The organism is Sphingomonas sp. AC449, from assembly GCF_979253475.1.
In genome coordinates, this window is the sequence record NZ_CEEDCZ010000002.1 from 426,385 (window position 1) to 441,560 (window position 15,176).

The 15,176-nt window shown below is 71.1% G+C and carries 15 protein-coding genes and 1 pseudogene; 12 read left to right on the top strand and 4 right to left on the bottom strand.

Annotation, left to right across the window (positions count from 1 at the left end; genetic code table 11):
- Window position 1 precedes the first annotated feature (1 nt).
- From cobN to cobJ, 5 genes are read left to right on the top strand one after another with little or no spacing between them, the layout of a single operon-like run.
- Window positions 2-3,286: a cobaltochelatase subunit CobN gene (gene cobN / locus AC0CH3_RS05560; RefSeq protein ID WP_465237687.1), complete on the top strand. Its 3,285-nt coding sequence runs from the start codon at window positions 2-4 to the stop codon at window positions 3,284-3,286.
- The gene (locus tag AC0CH3_RS05565) at window positions 3,283-4,428 is read left to right on the top strand and encodes a cobalamin biosynthesis protein CobG (protein WP_354302516.1); all 1,146 of its coding nucleotides are present in this window, start codon (window positions 3,283-3,285) and stop codon (window positions 4,426-4,428) included. The genes cobN and AC0CH3_RS05565 overlap by 4 nt, the downstream gene beginning before the upstream one ends.
- A complete protein-coding gene (locus AC0CH3_RS05570; protein WP_354302518.1) occupies window positions 4,429-5,058 on the top strand; it encodes a precorrin-8X methylmutase in 630 nt (209 codons plus the stop codon).
- Window positions 5,055-5,804, top strand: a complete 750-nt coding sequence (cobI, locus tag AC0CH3_RS05575; protein ID WP_465237688.1) for a precorrin-2 C(20)-methyltransferase — start codon at window positions 5,055-5,057, stop codon at window positions 5,802-5,804. Before AC0CH3_RS05570 ends, cobI begins: the two co-directional genes overlap by 4 nt.
- Window positions 5,801-6,550 carry a precorrin-3B C(17)-methyltransferase gene (gene cobJ / locus AC0CH3_RS05580; RefSeq protein ID WP_354302522.1) on the top strand — a complete coding sequence of 250 codons (750 nt, stop codon included), beginning with the start codon at window positions 5,801-5,803 and terminating at the stop codon, window positions 6,548-6,550. The genes cobI and cobJ overlap by 4 nt, the downstream gene beginning before the upstream one ends.
- On the opposite strand, the gene AC0CH3_RS05585 is transcribed toward cobJ, so the two are convergent.
- A complete protein-coding gene (locus tag AC0CH3_RS05585; protein WP_465237689.1) occupies window positions 6,526-7,275 on the bottom strand; it encodes a cobalt-precorrin-6A reductase in 750 nt (249 codons plus the stop codon). The two genes, cobJ and AC0CH3_RS05585, sit on opposite strands and share 25 nt — an antisense overlap.
- Between AC0CH3_RS05585 and cbiE the strand changes: the two genes are divergently transcribed.
- The 6 genes from cbiE to cobF are packed head-to-tail and all read left to right on the top strand — an operon-like array spanning window position 7,274 to window position 12,566.
- Window positions 7,274-8,485, top strand: a complete 1,212-nt coding sequence (gene cbiE, locus AC0CH3_RS05590; RefSeq protein ID WP_354302525.1) for a precorrin-6y C5,15-methyltransferase (decarboxylating) subunit CbiE — start codon at window positions 7,274-7,276, stop codon at window positions 8,483-8,485. The two genes, AC0CH3_RS05585 and cbiE, sit on opposite strands and share 2 nt — an antisense overlap.
- Entirely contained in the window at window positions 8,467-8,910 is a 444-nt protein-coding gene (locus AC0CH3_RS05595; protein WP_354302527.1) for a cobalamin biosynthesis protein, read from the top strand. Before cbiE ends, AC0CH3_RS05595 begins: the two co-directional genes overlap by 19 nt.
- Window positions 8,907-9,692, top strand: coding sequence for a precorrin-4 C(11)-methyltransferase (cobM, locus tag AC0CH3_RS05600; RefSeq protein ID WP_354302529.1), 786 nt, complete (start codon window positions 8,907-8,909; stop codon window positions 9,690-9,692). Before AC0CH3_RS05595 ends, cobM begins: the two co-directional genes overlap by 4 nt.
- Complete coding sequence (locus tag AC0CH3_RS05605) at window positions 9,689-11,002, top strand: cobyrinate a,c-diamide synthase (protein ID WP_354302531.1); 1,314 nt, start codon at window positions 9,689-9,691, stop codon at window positions 11,000-11,002. The genes cobM and AC0CH3_RS05605 overlap by 4 nt, the downstream gene beginning before the upstream one ends.
- Window positions 10,999-11,754 (top strand): uroporphyrinogen-III C-methyltransferase, encoded by a 756-nt coding sequence (gene cobA, locus AC0CH3_RS05610; RefSeq protein ID WP_354302533.1) that lies wholly within the window; start codon window positions 10,999-11,001, stop codon window positions 11,752-11,754. Before AC0CH3_RS05605 ends, cobA begins: the two co-directional genes overlap by 4 nt.
- Window positions 11,751-12,566 carry a precorrin-6A synthase (deacetylating) gene (gene cobF / locus AC0CH3_RS05615; RefSeq protein WP_354302535.1) on the top strand — a complete coding sequence of 272 codons (816 nt, stop codon included), beginning with the start codon at window positions 11,751-11,753 and terminating at the stop codon, window positions 12,564-12,566. The genes cobA and cobF overlap by 4 nt, the downstream gene beginning before the upstream one ends.
- Here cobF and AC0CH3_RS05620 read toward each other — a convergent pair.
- The 3 genes and pseudogenes from AC0CH3_RS05620 to AC0CH3_RS05630 form a co-directional block, all read right to left on the bottom strand.
- Window positions 12,527-13,822, bottom strand: coding sequence for an MFS transporter (locus AC0CH3_RS05620; protein ID WP_354302536.1), 1,296 nt, complete (start codon window positions 13,820-13,822; stop codon window positions 12,527-12,529). The genes cobF and AC0CH3_RS05620 overlap by 40 nt on opposite strands.
- Window positions 13,823-13,881: 59 nt before the next feature.
- Complete coding sequence (locus AC0CH3_RS05625; RefSeq protein WP_465237690.1) at window positions 13,882-14,526, bottom strand: ArsB/NhaD family transporter; 645 nt, start codon at window positions 14,524-14,526, stop codon at window positions 13,882-13,884.
- Window positions 14,527-14,620: 94 nt separating this feature from the next.
- Window positions 14,621-15,061, bottom strand: a pseudogene (locus AC0CH3_RS05630) (SLC13 family permease); the annotation flags it as partial.
- On the opposite strand from AC0CH3_RS05630, the gene AC0CH3_RS05635 reads away from it, so the two are divergent.
- Window positions 14,979-15,164: a hypothetical protein gene (locus AC0CH3_RS05635; RefSeq protein ID WP_465237691.1), complete on the top strand. Its 186-nt coding sequence runs from the start codon at window positions 14,979-14,981 to the stop codon at window positions 15,162-15,164. The pseudogene AC0CH3_RS05630 and the gene AC0CH3_RS05635 overlap by 83 nt on opposite strands.
- The last annotated feature ends 12 nt before the right edge of the window (window positions 15,165-15,176 follow it).

Sequence of the window (15,176 nt, forward strand, 5' to 3'; positions counted from 1 at the left end):
GATGCACGTCGTCTTTCGCGAGACGCATGGGCTGGAGGAAAGCGCGGTCCCGCAGGACCTCGCGCAGACCCCCGCAGACCTTGTCGTCCTGTCGTTTTCCGACAGCGACCTCGGCGCATTCGCGGCGGGGTGGCGGCGCGCGGATGCGGCGGGAAGCCCGTTGCCGTCGGTCCGGCTCGCCAACCTGTCGACGCTCGCGCATCCGCTCTCGGTCGATACCTATGTCGAGCGGACGCTGGCGGGTGCGAAGGGGGTGCTGATCCGGCTGATCGGTGGCCGCGCCTATTGGAGCTATGGCCTGCAACAGGTCGAGGCGCTCGCGCGCGCAAAGGGGATCGCGCTGGCGGTGCTGTCGGCCGATGGGCGGATCGATCCGAGACTCGATGCCGCATCGACGATCCCGGTATCGACGCTCCGGCAGCTGGCGATGCTCTGCGATACCGGCGGCACGGTCGCGGCGCAGGCGGCGCTCGCGCAGTTCGCGCTTGCGGCGGGGCTGTATGCGGGGCCGGTGCCGGGCGTGCGGACGATCGCCGAGGTCGGTGGGTGGCAGCCGGGCGGGGGCGTGTCGTGCCCCGCGGCGTTCGCGCTGACCGCCGGGCGCCCGCGCGTGCTGCTGATCTTCTATCGCTCCTATCTGACGGCGGCGGACCTGCATCCGATCGAGGCGTTGCATGCCGCGCTCACCGGACACGGGTTTGACGTGCTGGGCCTGTTCGCGCCGTCGCTGAAGGCGCCCGACGCGGCCGGGTGGCTGGCGCGCTGGGTCGCGGCGCTGGCACCCGCGGCGATCGTCAACGCGACCGCGTTTTCGGCGCGGGGCGCAGGCGAGACGACACCGCTCGACGGTGCAGGGGTGCCCGTGTTCCAGATCGCATTGGCGACCTCCGATCGCGCCGCCTGGGCCGGTTCGAGCCGCGGGCTGTCCCCGGCCGATCTCGCGATGCACGTCGTGCTGCCCGAGGTCGACGGGCGACTCTTCGCAGGCGTCGCGAGCTTCAAGGAGGATGGCGCGCGCGACCGCGCGCTCGAATATGCGCGTCGCGAACACCGCGGCGACCCGGCCCGGATCGCTGCGATCGCGGCGCGGGTGACGGCCTGGGTCGGTCTCGCGCGCAAGCCGGCTGCCGGGCGGCGGGTCGCGATCGTGCTGTCGACCTATCCGGGCAAGGCGTACCAGATGGCGCATGCGGTCGGCCTCGATGCGCTGGCATCGACGGACGCGATCCTCGAGGATCTGGCGGTGGCGGGGTATGCGCTCGGCGAGGGACCGCGCGAAAAGCCCGGGTCCGCGTTGGCAACGAAGCGGATGACGTGGCCGCTCGCGGCGTATCAGGCGGCGCTTGCGCGACTGCCGCGCGACGTGCGCGACGATCTCGAGCGGAGCTGGGGGGCGCCCGACAGCGATCCCGCGTGCGTCGATGGCGCGTTCGGGTTTGCCGCGGTCGAGTATGGTGGCATTCTGGTCGCGCTGCAGCCCGAGCGCGGACGGCGCGACGTGCGGACCGAGGAGTATCACGACCTGTCGCGGTGTCCGCGTCATGCCTATGCCGCCTTCTACCTCTGGCTGCAGGCGCGGGGGACCGACGCGCTCGTGCATGTCGGCGCGCACGGGACACTCGAATGGCTGCCGGGCAAGTCGGTGGCGCTGTCGGACGCGTGCTGGCCCGAGGTCCTGGTGGGGGCCATGCCCGTAATCTATCCGTTCATCGTCAACGATCCGGGCGAAGCCGCGCAGGCCAAGCGGCGGATCGGCGCGGTCACGCTCGGCCATGTTCCCCCGCCGCTCGAGCGGACGCGGAGCGGCGCAGGGCTCGGCCGGCTCGAGGCGTTGCTCGACGAATTCTCGAATGCGGACGGGCTCGATCCGGCGCGACGCGACCGGCTGCAACGCGACATCCGCGACGAGGCGAACGCGACCGGGCTCGCCGCGACGCTGAACCTCGACACCACGCAATCGTCCGCGGACGCGATCACGCGGATCGATGCGTTCGTGTGCGACGTGAAGGAGAGCCAGTTCGGCGACGGGCTGCACGTCTATGGTCGCGGCGAGCAGGGCGAAGCGGAACGCACCGGGCTGCTGACGGCGCTGCGAGGCGAGCGCGTCGCGGGAGGGCCGTCGGGTTCGCCGTGGCGCGGACGCGCGGACGTGCTGCCGACGGGGCGGAACCTGTACACCACCGATCCGCGCGCGGTGCCGTCGCGGACCGCGCATGCGCAGGGCGTGACGCTCGCCGACGAGCTGATCCGGCGGCATCTGCAGGATCACGGCGACTATCCGCGTACGATCGTGGTCGATCTGTGGGCGTCGGCGACGATGCGCACGGCGGGCGAGGAATTCGCGATGGCGCTCCACCTGCTCGGCGCGGAACCGGTGTGGGACCTGCAGTCAGACCGCGTCACGGGGATCGAGATCCTCCCCCTTGCGCAGTTCGACCGGCCACGCATCGACGTCACGCTGCGCGTGTCGGGGTTGTTCCGCGATGCATTCCCGACGCTGTGCGCGATGTTCGGACAGGCCGTCCGCGCGCTTGGGCGACGTGACGAGCCGCCGGCGTGGAATCCCTTCGTCGGACAGGCGACGACCGCGCGCGTCTATGGGCCTGGGCCGGGTCGCTACGGGCTGGCGATGGGGGACGCGGCAGAGACCTATACCGCCGACGCCCGTCTTGCCGCGGGTGAGGCATGGCTTGCGGCTTCGAGCCATGCGCTTGACGGAGAAGGGGGTGAGGACGGGCGCGACGTCTCCGATCCGCACGGTATCCGCGACCGCGTTGCCGCGGCCGACGCGTTCGTTCATGTGCAGGACCTGCCCGAGACCGACCTGCTGCTCGCCGCGGATTATGCGGCGCACGAGGCCGGATTCGCGGCGGCGCAGTCGGTCGCGGGTGGCAGCGCCGCGCTGTACCACCTCGATGCGCGCGACCCGGATCGACCGCGCGCACGCCCCTTGCGCGAAGAGATTGCGCGCGTCGTCCATGCGCGGGCGGCGAACCCCGCCTGGGTCGACGGGATGCTGCGCCACGGGTTTCGCGGGGGGGCGGAGATCGCCGCGACGCTCGATCACCTCGGCGCGTTCGCGCACCTCGCCGACGCGGTCTCGGTTGAGCTGATCGACCTGTATTTCGATGCGACGCTGGCACGCGAAACGGTCGTGGAATTCCTCGAGGCCGCAAATCCCGCGGCACTGGCGGCGATGCACGCGCGCTTTGCCGCGCTGCATGCCGCCAATCTGTGGCCGACGCGGCGCAACTCGATCCTCGCGCAGCTCGGCATGCCCGCTTGAGCGCGTTCGTCGTCAAGGGCTGGTGCCCCGATGCATGGCGGCCGATGATGGCGGGCGATGGCTTGCTCGTGCGCGTCCGGCCACGGCTCGGGCGGGTCCCGCGTGCGGCGCTGCTTGGCCTGTGCCGGGCAGCGCTGCGACATGGCAATGGCGAGATCGACGCGACCAGTCGGGCCGGGCTGCAGATCCGCGGCGTCCGCGACGATAGCTGGCGCGCGCTCATCGACGCGCTGCTTGAGCTCGGGCTGATCGATCCCGCCCCCGGCGTTGAGACGCGCGCGGCACTTCTCGTCGCGCCCGATCACGTGCCGGGCGACGATACGCACCGCCTCGCGCAGGCCATGTATGCGCGCATCGCCGAGCTCCCCGAGCTGCCGGGCAAGGTCGGCTTCGCGATCGATGCCGGGACCGCGTCGGTGCTGCACGAGGCACCGGCGGACTTCCGGATCGAACGGGGGGCGTCGGGCGGGTTGATCCTGCGTGCGGAGGGGCGGCACCGCGGCACGCCGCTCGAGCAGGGGCGTGAGATCGATACGCTGGTCGCGCTCGCACGCTGGTTCGTCGAGACCGGCGGCGCGGACAGCGGCCGGATGGCACGGCATGCCGCGGCGCTGCCGACATGGGCGCGCGAGCAGGAGCCGCCCGCGATGCCCGCGCCCCGTATCCGGCCGGGCGTCCATCCGCTCGGGCTGGCGGTTGCGCTGCCGTTCGGGCGGATCGCCGCGGCGGCGTTCATGCGGTGGCTGGAGGCCGAACCGGCGATTAGTGCGGTGCGTGTGACGCCCTGGCGCATGCTGCTCTGCGAAGCCGCTGCGGCGATCCGGCTCCCGGCCGACGGAGACGCGCTGATCGTCGACCCGATCGCCCCCGTGCTGCGCGCCGATGCCTGTGTCGGCGCACCCGCCTGTCCGCAGGCGAATGCGGCCACGCGCGCGCTGGCGCGACAAGTGGCGCCGCATGTCGGTGGCCGGCTCCACGTTTCTGGCTGTGCGAAGGGATGCGCGCGCGCGGCGCCGGCCGATGTCGTGCTGACGGCGCGCGACGGGGTGTTCGACCTCGCCTTCGACGCGCGCGCCGGCGCGACGCCCGTGCATGCCGGTCTCGACGCCGCGCAGATCCTCGCCCATTTCGGAGCCGCCTGAATGCCCTACGCCTATGAAACCGATGGCGCGGCGATCTATCGCCAGTCGTTCGCGATGATCCGCGCCGAGGCCGATCTCGCGCGGTTCGCGCCCGGCGACGAGCCCGTCGCGGTGCGGATGATCCACGCCGCCGGGCTGGTCGAACTCGCTGCGCATATCCGCTTTTCACCCGATTTCGGCCACGCCGCTCGCACCGCGTTGCGCGCCGGGGCGCCGATCCTGTGCGATGCGCGGATGGTCAGCGAGGGGATCACGCGCGCGCGGCTGCCCGCGGAGAATGCGGTGATCTGCACGTTGCACCAGCCCGAGACGATCGTGCTCGCGACCGCGATGGCGACGACCCGGTCGGCCGCCGCGCTGGAGGCCTGGCGGCCGCATCTGGCGGGCGCGATCGTCGCGATCGGCAATGCCCCGACCGCGCTGTTCCATCTGCTCACGATGCTTGAGGATCCCGCATGTCCCCGGCCGGCGGCGATCATCGGATGTCCCGTCGGGTTCGTCGGCGCGGTTGAATCCAAGGACGCGCTGTGGACGGCGCAACCCGTGCCCTGCGTGATCGTCGAGGGTCGGCTGGGGGGCAGCGCGATCACCGTCGCCGCGGTCAACGCGCTGGCGAGCGCGGCGGAATGAGCAATGCGCAGCCTTCTGCGGTGCGATGCGGCACGATCCACGGCGTCGGCCTCGGGCCGGGGGCGTGCGACCTGATGAGCGTGCGCGCCGACCGCCTCGTCCGCGGTGCGCGCCACATCGCCTATTTCCGCAAGGCCGGACGCAGCGGTCATGCGCGCAGGATCGTCGACGGCATGCTGCGCGACGACGTCACCGAATTCGCGATGGAATATCCCGTCACCACCGAGATCGCGGTCGCCGATCCGCGCTACAACGACTGCCTGTCCGCTTTCTATGCGGGCTGTATCGACCATCTGGCGGACCTGGTGCGCGGCGGCGAGGATGTCGTGGTCCTCTGCGAGGGCGACCCGTTCTTCTATGGATCGTTCATGCACCTCTATACCCGGTTGCAGACGATCGCGCCGGTGTGCGTCGTGCCGGGGATCACGGGGATGTCGGGCGCATGGACCGCGAGCGGCGCGCCGATCACCTGGGGCGACGACGTCCTCACCGTGCTGATGGCGACGCTGCCCGAGAAGGATCTCGTCCGGCGAATCCGCGACACCGACGCGCTGGTGGTGATGAAGATCGGCCGGCATCTGGGCAAGCTCCGCCGTGCGGTGGCGGCGGCGGGGCGCGAGGACGAGGCATGGCTGGTCGAGCATGCGGCGATGCAGGACCAGCGGGTCACGCGGCTGGGCGAGGCGGACGCGGTGACGCCCTATTTCTCGATCCTGCTGATCCACGGACAGGGGCGGCGGCCATGACCGGGTGGCTGGCGATCGCGGGGCTCGGGCCGGGCGATCCGGACCTCGTCATGCCCGAGGTGACCGCGGCGCTGGCGCAGGCGACCGACGTGATCGGCTATGTCCCCTATGTCGCGCGGGTCGCGGCGCGAGACGGTCTCACGCTGCATCCCAGCGACAACCGCGTCGAGCTCGACCGGGCGGCGCACGCGCTGCGTCTGGCGGACGAGGGGCGGCGCGTCGTCGTCGTGTCGTCGGGCGATCCGGGCGTGTTCGCGATGGCGGCGGCGGTGTTCGAGGCGCTCGAGGCGGGGCCGGCGGGATGGCGCGCGCTGGATATCCGCGTGCTCCCCGGCATCACCGCGATGCTCGCGGCAAGCGCGCGGGCGGGCGCGCCGCTGGGGCATGACTTCTGCGCGATCAACCTCTCGGACAATCTGAAGCCATGGGGGATGATCGAGCGCCGGATACGTCTTGCGGCGGAGGCGGACTTTGCCATCGCCTTCTACAATCCCCGGTCGAAGGCGCGGCCCGACACGCTCGACGACGCGTTCGCGGTCCTCCGGGTGACCTGCCGCGACGCGCGTCCGGTGCTGTTCGCGCGCGCGGTGTCGACCCCGGACGAGATGCTGGCCATCGTGCCGCTGCCCGATGCGCGCGGCGCGATGGCAGACATGCGGACGATGGTGATCGTCGGATCGAGCCAGACGCGCATCATCGCGCGGCCCGTGGGGCCGATCCTCTATACCCCGCGGTCGGCGTCGTGATCGAGCCAGCGCAGGACGTCCTCAACACCGTGCACCGCGCGTCGGGCGGGCAGCGGGGGGCGATCGATCATGACGACCGGGATGCCGCGCGCGCGCGCGGCGTGGAGTTTGGCGACCGCGCCCGGCCCGCCTGCATTCTTGCACACCACGAGGTCGATGCCGTGCGCGTCCATCAGCGCGCGGTCGCCGGCGACGTCGAACGGTCCACGATCGACGACGAGGCAATGATCCGGCAACGCGGGGGCGCGCTCCGGCTGGTCGACGAAGCGCAACAGATACTGGTGCTGCGGCTGCGCCGAAAACGCGTCGACATGTATCCGCCCGAGCGCCAGCATCACGCGTCGCGGCGGTTCGGCGAGCGCGGCGACGGCGGCATCGAGATCCGGCACGCGCGTCCAGCGATCGCCCGCGGCGGGTGCCCAGGCGGGGCGGGTCAGCGCGATCAGCGGCACGCGGGCCCGCGCCGCGGCGGTGACGGCATTGCCGCTCATCCGTGCGGCAAAGGGGTGCGTGGCATCGACGATATGCGTGACGCGGTGATCGCGCAGATACGTCGCAAGGCCATCGACGCCGCCGAACCCGCCGATGCGCACCGGGATCGGCTGCGCCCGTGGCGAGGCCGTGCGTCCGGCAAAGCTCAGCACCGCACGATCGCCGCGCGTCGCCAGTCGTGCGGCGAGCGCGCTGGCCTCGGTCGTGCCGCCCAGGATCAGGATATTCGGCATGGCTGACACTCCCTGGCTGACGATCGTCGGGATCGGCGAAGACGGCGCAGCGGGACTGTCTGACGCTGCGAAGGCGGCGATCGCGCGCGCGGACATCGTGACCGGCGCCGCGCGCCACCTCGCGCTGATGCCCGACCTCGCCGGCGAAGGAAAGGCGGAGCGCCGACCATGGCCGGTCCCGTTCGAGTCCGGCATCGACGCGCTGCTCGCCGAGCGCGGGCGTGCGGTGGTCCTGTTCGCGTCGGGCGATCCGTTCTGGTACGGCGCGGGGACGTCGGTGACGCGGCATCTGTCGCCTGACGAATGGGTGGCGCATCCCGCGCTCTCGACCTTCACGCTCGTCGCGGCGCGGCTCGGCTGGAGCATCGAGACGACGACCTGCCTGGGTCTCCACGCCGCACCGCTGACGAGGCTGCGACGTCATGTCGTGCCCGATGCGCGCGCGATCGTGCTCGTACGCGATGGCGCGGCGGTGCGGGCGCTGGCCGAGTATCTGTCCGATCTGGGGTTCGGTGCGTCGCGGATGCACGTCCTCGAGGCGATCGGGGGCCCGCGAGAACGGCATCGCGAAACGACGGCCGCCACGTTCGGGCTCGACGACGTCGCGCATCCGGTCGCGGTCGGTATCGTGTTTGCCGGGGCGGGGGCGGTGATGCCGCGCGCGTCCGGGATCGACGAAAGCTGGTTCGCGCATGACGGCCAGATCACCAAGCGCCCGGTTCGCGCGCTGACGCTGTCCGCGCTCGCGCCCCGGCCGGGCGAGCGGCTGTGGGATATCGGCGCGGGGTCGGGATCGGTCGGGATCGAGTGGCTGCTCGCCGATCCGTCGATGCAGGCGCTGGCGTTCGAGGCCGATCCGGTGCGCGCCGCGCGTGCGCGTGCGAACGCAGCAACGCTCGGCGCCGAGCGGCTGGAGGTGGTCGAGGGGCGGGCGCCGGAAGTGCTCGCAGGCCATGCCCCGCCGGATGCGGTGTTCATCGGCGGGGGGCTTTCGCGCGCGTTGCTGACCACTTTGTGGACGACGCTTCCCGCTGGTACGCGGCTGGTCGCCAACGCGGTGACGCTCGAATCGGAAGCGCTGCTCGGCGAATGGCATGCGGTGCACGGCGGGACGTTGCTGCGGATCGAGCTGGCCGAGGCGGTTCCGCTCGGCACGCGGCGTGGCTGGCAGGCGCGCTATCCGGTGGTGCAATGGAGCGTCGTCCTGTGATCGTCGCGGGGTTCGGCTTTCGTGCCGCAGCGGGGCTCGACGCGCTGCGTGCGGCGCTGGCGACTGCGCAGCACGGATGCCCGCCGGTCGAGATCCTCGCGGTACCGCAGGACAAGATCGCGCTCGTGCAGGCCCTTGCCGACCTTCTCGCGGCCGACCGTGTTGCGGCCGAGCGTGCGGAGCAGGGAGCACGCGGATGTCCGCTGACCGTCATTGGCGTGTCGCCCGCCGCGTTGCAGGCGATGCGGACGCCGACGCGGTCGATCGCCAGCATCCGCCACCGCGCGACGGGGAGCGTCGCCGAGGCGGCGGCCCTCGCCGCGGCAGGGCCGGACGCGGTGTTGCTGACCAGCCGCCACATCTCTCCCGACCGGATGGCGACGTGCGCCATCGCGCGGGGCACTTGCCGAGGATTCCACGCATGACGGTTCATTTCATTGGCGCCGGACCGGGCGCACCCGATCTGCTGACGTTGCGCGGCCGCGATCGGATCGCTGCGTCGCGCGTGTGCCTGTATGCCGGCTCGCTGATCCCGGCGGCGATGCTCGACCATTGCCCGCCTGGCGCGCGGGTGATCAACACCGCATCGCTGTCGCTCGACCAGATCATCGACGAGATCCGTGTCGCGCACGACGCCGGACACGATGTCGCGCGACTGCATTCGGGCGATGTGTCGATCTGGTCGGCGATGGGCGAGCAGTTGCGCAGGCTGCGCGCGCTGGGAATCCCCGTGACGATCACCCCGGGCGTCCCCGCCTTCGCCGCCGCCGCCGCCGCGCTCGAGGTCGAGCTGACGCTCCCCGAACTCGCGCAGTCGGTGGTGCTGACGCGGACGCCGGGCCGCGCGAGCACGATGCCGCCCGCGGAGACGCTCGCGGCATTCGCCGCGACGCGGGCGACGCTCGCGGTTCACCTGTCGGTCCATAACCTGGCAAAGGTCGTCGCCGACCTGACCCAGGCCTATGGCGCGGATTGCCCGGTCGCGGTGGTATGGCGCGCGAGCTGGCCCGACCAGCACATCGTCCGCGCGACGCTGGCGACGATCCAGGGGGCGGTCGCGGGACAGTCGGAGCGGACCGCGCTGATCCTCGTCGGGCGCGTGCTGGACCCCACGGATTTCGCCGAGAGCAGCCTGTACGCGGTCGACTATGACCGCCGCTTCCGCCCGCAATCGGCGGATTCGCGGTTTGCGGAGCACGAGGCGTGACGCCGGGCCTGCTGGTCGCCGCACCCGCCTCCGGCACGGGGAAGACCACCGTGATGCTCGGGCTGCTGCGGGCGCTGCGTGACGACGGGCTGGTCGTGCAACCGTTCAAATGCGGGCCCGACTATATCGACCCCGGCTTTCACCGCGCGGCGAGCGGGCGGGCGTCGTACAATCTCGACAGCTGGGCGATGCCCCCGGCGATCCTCGATACGATCGCGGCGCGGAGCAGCGATGCGGATCTCGCGCTGGCGGAAGGGTCGATGGGGCTGTTCGACGGCGTCGCGACCCCCGGCGCGGTCGGCAACGGCGCCAGCGCGGACATCGCCCGGCGGATGGGCTGGCCGGTCGTGCTGGTCATCGACGTGTCGGGGCAGGCGCAGTCCGCCGCCGCGACCGCGCTCGGCTTCAGCCGCTACGATCCGAGCGTGACGGTCGCGGGGGTGATCCTCAACCGCGTCGCCAGCGAACGGCACGAGCGGCTGGCGCGCAGCGGGATGGCGGCGGCGGGGATCCGCGTGTTCGGTGCGCTGCCGCGACGCGGCGACCTGAAGCTGCCCGAACGGCATCTCGGGCTGGTCCAGGCGATCGAGCATCCCGAGCTCGAGGTCCAGATCGACGCCTATGCCACCTTCCTGCGCGCGCATGTCGACCTGCCGGCGCTGCGGGCGGCGGCGGCGGCGGTCGCGAACCAGGCGGCCGACATGCCCGCCGTTTGGCAGCGGCCGCCTGCACAGCGGATCGCACTGGCGCAGGACGCGGCATTCTCGTTCACCTATGCGCACGTGCTCGAAGGCTGGCGACATGCGGGGGCGGAGATCCTGCCCTTCTCGCCGCTCGCGGACGAGGCGCCCGCGCGCCATGCCGACATCGTCTGGCTGCCGGGCGGCTATCCCGAGCTCCATGCCGGTCGCCTGGCGCAGGCGGGAAATTTCCGCACGACGCTCGTCGAGCATGCCCGCACGCGCCCGGTCCACGGCGAATGCGGCGGCTACATGGCGCTCGGCGAGGCTCTCATCGACGCGGACGGTGTCGCGCACCGGATGGCGGGACTGCTGGGCCTCGTCACCAGCTATGCGCAGCGCAAGATGCACCTGGGCTATCGGCGCGCGGCGTTGCAGGCGCCGATGGCGGGGTTCGCCGCGGGCGACTTGCTCGCGGGGCATGAATTCCACTATTCGACGATCATCGAACAGCCCGATGCCCCGCTCGCCCGTGTCGCCGATGCGCAGGGCGCCGCGGTGCCCGAGACGGGATCGCATCGTGGCCACGCAACGGGATCGTTCTTCCACATGATTGCAGCCGCCGGATGACCGAGCAGAGCCATACGGGCTCCGATACGCCAGCAGCCGGGTTCGTCTCGTTCGTGGGCTCGGGGCCGGGCGATCCCGAACTGCTGACGCTCAAGGCGGTCGCGCGGCTGCAAGCGGCGGACGCGGTGCTGTTCGACGACCTGTCATCGGGGGCGGTGCTCGGCCACGCGCGGACGGGCGCGGACCTGATAGCGGTCGGCAAACGCGCGGGGCGCCCTTCGCCAAGCCAGGCGCACGTCTCGCAACTGCTCGTCGATTATGCGCGGACGGGCGTTCGGGTGGTCCGCCTCAAATCCGGCGACGCGGGGATCTTCGGGCGGCTGGAGGAAGAAATCCTCGCGCTGCGCGACGCAGGCATCGCGTTCGAGATCATTCCCGGCGTCAGCGCGGCAAGCGCGGCGGCGGCGGCAGCGGCGATCCCGCTGACGCGGCGGCTGGCGGCGCGGCGCGTCCAGTTCGTCACCGGGCACGACGTCACCGGCCATTTGCCCGAGCAGCGCAACATGGCCGCGCTCGCCGATGCCGATGCGACGACGGTGGTGTTCATGCCCAAGCGCACCTTTCCCGCGCTGGCCGCCAGCCTGATCGACCACGGGCTCGCCCCCGACACGCCCGCATTGATGGCGGAGAATGTCGGGCACCCCGACCAGAGCCTGACGCGCGCGACGATCGCATCGCTCGCCGAAAGCCTGAGGAATTCGGTGTCGAGCAAACCCGCGCTGATCCTCTACGGCCCGTTGATGGAGCCGTGATCGCGCTCGACCTGATCGGCATCGGGACGGGCAACCCCGATCACCTGACGCGTGCAGCGGTCGCGGCGATGAATGCCGCCGATCTGATCCTGCTGCCGCGCAAGGGCGACCGCAAGTCCGACCTGATCGACCTGCGCCGCGCGATCTGCGCGGAAATGCTGACGACACCGGCATCGACGCGGATCGTCGAGTTCGACCTGCCCCAACGCGACGAGGCCGGGCCCTACCGCCTTGCGGTCGACCGCTGGCATGATGCCATCGCCCACGTATGGACCGCGCGGATCGGGGAGCATCTCCCCCGCGGAGGCGGGCGCGTCGCGTTGCTCGTCTGGGGTGATCCGTCGCTGTACGACAGCAGCCTGCGCATCGCCGCACGGCTGGGGGCGGGTGGCATGGCGCTGACCGTGCGGGTCATTCCCGGGATCACCAGCCTGCAGGCGCTGACCGCGGCGCACGCCATACCGCTCAACGACATCGCGGCGCCCGTGCTGATCACGACGGGGCGCCGGTTGCGCGACGAGGGCTGGCCCGACGGGATCGATACGCTCGCGGTGATGCTCGACGGCGGCTGCGCCTTCACCACGCTGGTGCCGGATGAGGTTACGATCTGGTGGGGGGCCTATCTCGGCATGCCGCACGAGGCGCTGATCGCCGGTCCGCTGGTGGAGGCGGGACCGGCGATCACGCGCGCACGCGCCCGGCTGCGGGCGGATCATGGCTGGATCATGGACACCTATCTGCTGCGTCGCGGCGTGCATGATCCGGTGCGGGATCAGTCGTGCGTCTTCGTCTCGGGCATCGCGACGAGATAGAGCACGAAGCCGCAGGCCGCGATCGCGGCGAGCGTGAGGAAGCCGACGCTGTAGCCGGCCCAAACGATGATCGACCCCGCCAGCGTCGCCGACAGCGCCGCGCCAAGCCCCTGCGTGGTCGCCACCGCGCCCTGGCTGACGTTGAACCGGCCCGAGCCCTTGGTGAGGTCGGCGATCACGACCGGGAACAGCGCGCCGAAGATCCCTGCGCCGATGCCGTCGAGCGCCTGGACCCCGACAAGCCAATAGGGGGCGTCCGAGACCGTGTACAAGGCGCCGCGCGCCGCGAGGAACGCGAAGGCGACGAGGAAGATCGGCTTTGTCCCAATCCGTTCGGTGTGCCGCCCGACGAAGATCGCGACGGGTACCATCACCAGCTGCGCGGCGACGATGCAGGCCGCGGTCAGCGAGGTCGCCTGATCCTTGCCCAGCGTCTTGGCGAGCAGCTGGCTGACCGACGTCAGCATCGCCGCGTTCGCGAGGTGGAAGAGGAAGGCGATCGCCGCGAACACCATCAGCGGACGGTTCTCCACCAGCGTCTTCCAGCCGCTCGCCTCCTCGCAATCCTCCTCCGGTTCGCAGTCCAGACCGCGCGCGACCGCGTTGTCGATCTGGTCGTTGGGGACGTGCGATGCGGTGAAGATGCTCGCAACGGTGAGCGCGCCCATCAGCCAGAACACGACGACCGGGCCGAACTTCCACGCCAACGCCCCCGCCAGTGCCGCGGAGACGGCGTTGCCGGCATGGTTGAACGCCTCGTTGCGCCCGACCCGCTTGGCGAAATGCTTTGCGCCGACCAGCCCGAGCGTGATCGCCGAGATCGCCGGCGCGAAGACCGCACCGGCAACCGCAGCGATCGACTGCGTCACGGCGACCGCGGTGAAGCCCGAGACGATCGGCAGCGAGATGCTCGAGATCGTGACGAGCAAAGCGGCGGCCATGACGATCCGCGGCTTGTTCTTGCTGCGATCGATCAGCCCGCCTGCAGGTGTCTGCGCGAGCAGCCCGACGATCCCGGCGATCGTCAGGACCAGCCCGACCGTCGCCTCGTTCCAGCCATGCGCGGGACCGCGAACCGCGATCAGGTAGATGGCGAGATAGGGCCCGAGACCATCGCGAACGTCGGCCAGGAAGAAGTTGAGCGCATCGAGCGTCTTGCCCGGCGTCTTGCCCGGGGTCTTGCCCGGCGTCTTGCGCGGCGTCTTGCGCGGCGGGGCGGAGCGTCCCGACGGAACCGATGTTGCTAGCGTTGCCATGCGTGATCCTCAGCGGCGGGAAAGGGGGGCGGTACGGGGGCGGAAAGCGGGGTCATGCGTCAGCCGATCAGCAAGCGGGTGCCGAGCGCGGCGATCAGCGCGGGGATCATCGTCACGATGCCGATCCTGAGAAACTGCCAGAAGCCGACATCCTCGCCTTCGCGGCGGATCGCCTGCAGCCACAGGATCGTCGCGAGCGATCCGGTGATCGACAGATTGGGGCCGAGGTCGACGCCGATCAGCAACGCATCGACGACGATCCGCGGCGGATGCGCCTGCACGACGGCGGTACTCGCGATCAGCCCAGCGGGCAGGTTGTTGATGAGGTTCGACCCGAAGGCGAGCGTCGATCCCGCGACCGCCGCCGCCTGTACGGGATCGGCGGACATCGTGCGCAGCGTATCGGCGATCCGTCCGATGACGCCGGTATGATCGAGCGCCTCGACGAGCACGAACAGGCCCGCAACCAGCGGCAAGACGCTCCACGACACGTCGCGCGCAATGGCGACCACCGACCTGCGAGTCAGCGCGCAGACGACCAAAGTGGTCGCGATCCCCGCAATCGCGGTCGGCAGGCCGAGTTCGACATCGCGCGCCGATGCGACGAGCAGGATCGCGGCGGTGGCGACGATCCCGGCGAGGACCGCCTTGCCCCCCCGGCGACAGCGTGGCGGTCCCGGCGTCCGGCGAATCCCCGGTGGCACAGGTGCCGGTGATCCGGCTGCGCTCGACCCAGCGCAGCGCGAGGAAAGTGACGACGATCGATGCGACCGAGGGAAGCGCGAACGACCCGAACCATTGTCCGAGAGGCGGCATCGTCCCGCCGTACAGCACGAGATTGGCGGGGTTCGAGATCGGCAGCACGAAGCTCGCGGCGTTGGCGATCAGCGCGCATGCGAACAGCAACGGCAGCGGCTCTGCTCGGGCACGCCGCGCGGCAACGTAGACCGCGGGCGTCAGCACGACCGCGGTCGCGTCGTTCGACAGGAACGTCGTGGTGACGATCCCGGCGGCGTAGACGAGCAGGAACAGCCGTGGCTTGGATCCCCCGGCATGGCGGGCCGCGGCGGCGGCGACCCAGTCGAACAATCCGTTCTGGCGCGCGGTCTCGCTCAGCAGCATCATACCGATGAGAAACAGATAGACGTCCATCCCCTTGCCGACCGCGACGAGCGCCAGCGGCACCGGCAGCAGGCCGAGCAGCAGCAGCAGCGTCGCGCCCGATACTGCCCAGACCATCTCGGGCCAGCGGAACGGCCGCGCGATGATCCCGGCCGTCGCCGCAGCGCAGATACCCCAGGTCGCACCCGTTGCCAGCATCACCGTGTCGGTCCGTCTCTAGGGTTTGGTGGTC

Bases quoted from the DNA above. Each gene is read 5' to 3' on its own strand.
- cobN (WP_465237687.1), top strand. From the start codon at position 2: ATGCACGTCGTCTTTCGCGAGACGCATGGGCTGGAGGAAAGCGCGGTC.
- AC0CH3_RS05570 (WP_354302518.1), top strand. From the start codon at position 4,429: ATGCCCTACGCCTATGAAACCGATGGCGCGGCGATCTATCGCCAGTCG.
- cobI (WP_465237688.1), top strand. From the start codon at position 5,055: ATGAGCAATGCGCAGCCTTCTGCGGTGCGATGCGGCACGATCCACGGC.
- cobJ (WP_354302522.1), top strand. From the start codon at position 5,801: ATGACCGGGTGGCTGGCGATCGCGGGGCTCGGGCCGGGCGATCCGGAC.
- cbiE (WP_354302525.1), top strand. From the start codon at position 7,274: ATGGCTGACACTCCCTGGCTGACGATCGTCGGGATCGGCGAAGACGGC.
- AC0CH3_RS05585 (WP_465237689.1), bottom strand. From the start codon at position 7,275: ATGCCGAATATCCTGATCCTGGGCGGCACGACCGAGGCCAGCGCGCTC.
- AC0CH3_RS05595 (WP_354302527.1), top strand. From the start codon at position 8,467: ATGGAGCGTCGTCCTGTGATCGTCGCGGGGTTCGGCTTTCGTGCCGCA.
- cobM (WP_354302529.1), top strand. From the start codon at position 8,907: ATGACGGTTCATTTCATTGGCGCCGGACCGGGCGCACCCGATCTGCTG.
- cobA (WP_354302533.1), top strand. From the start codon at position 10,999: ATGACCGAGCAGAGCCATACGGGCTCCGATACGCCAGCAGCCGGGTTC.
- AC0CH3_RS05620 (WP_354302536.1), bottom strand. From the start codon at position 13,822: ATGGCAACGCTAGCAACATCGGTTCCGTCGGGACGCTCCGCCCCGCCG.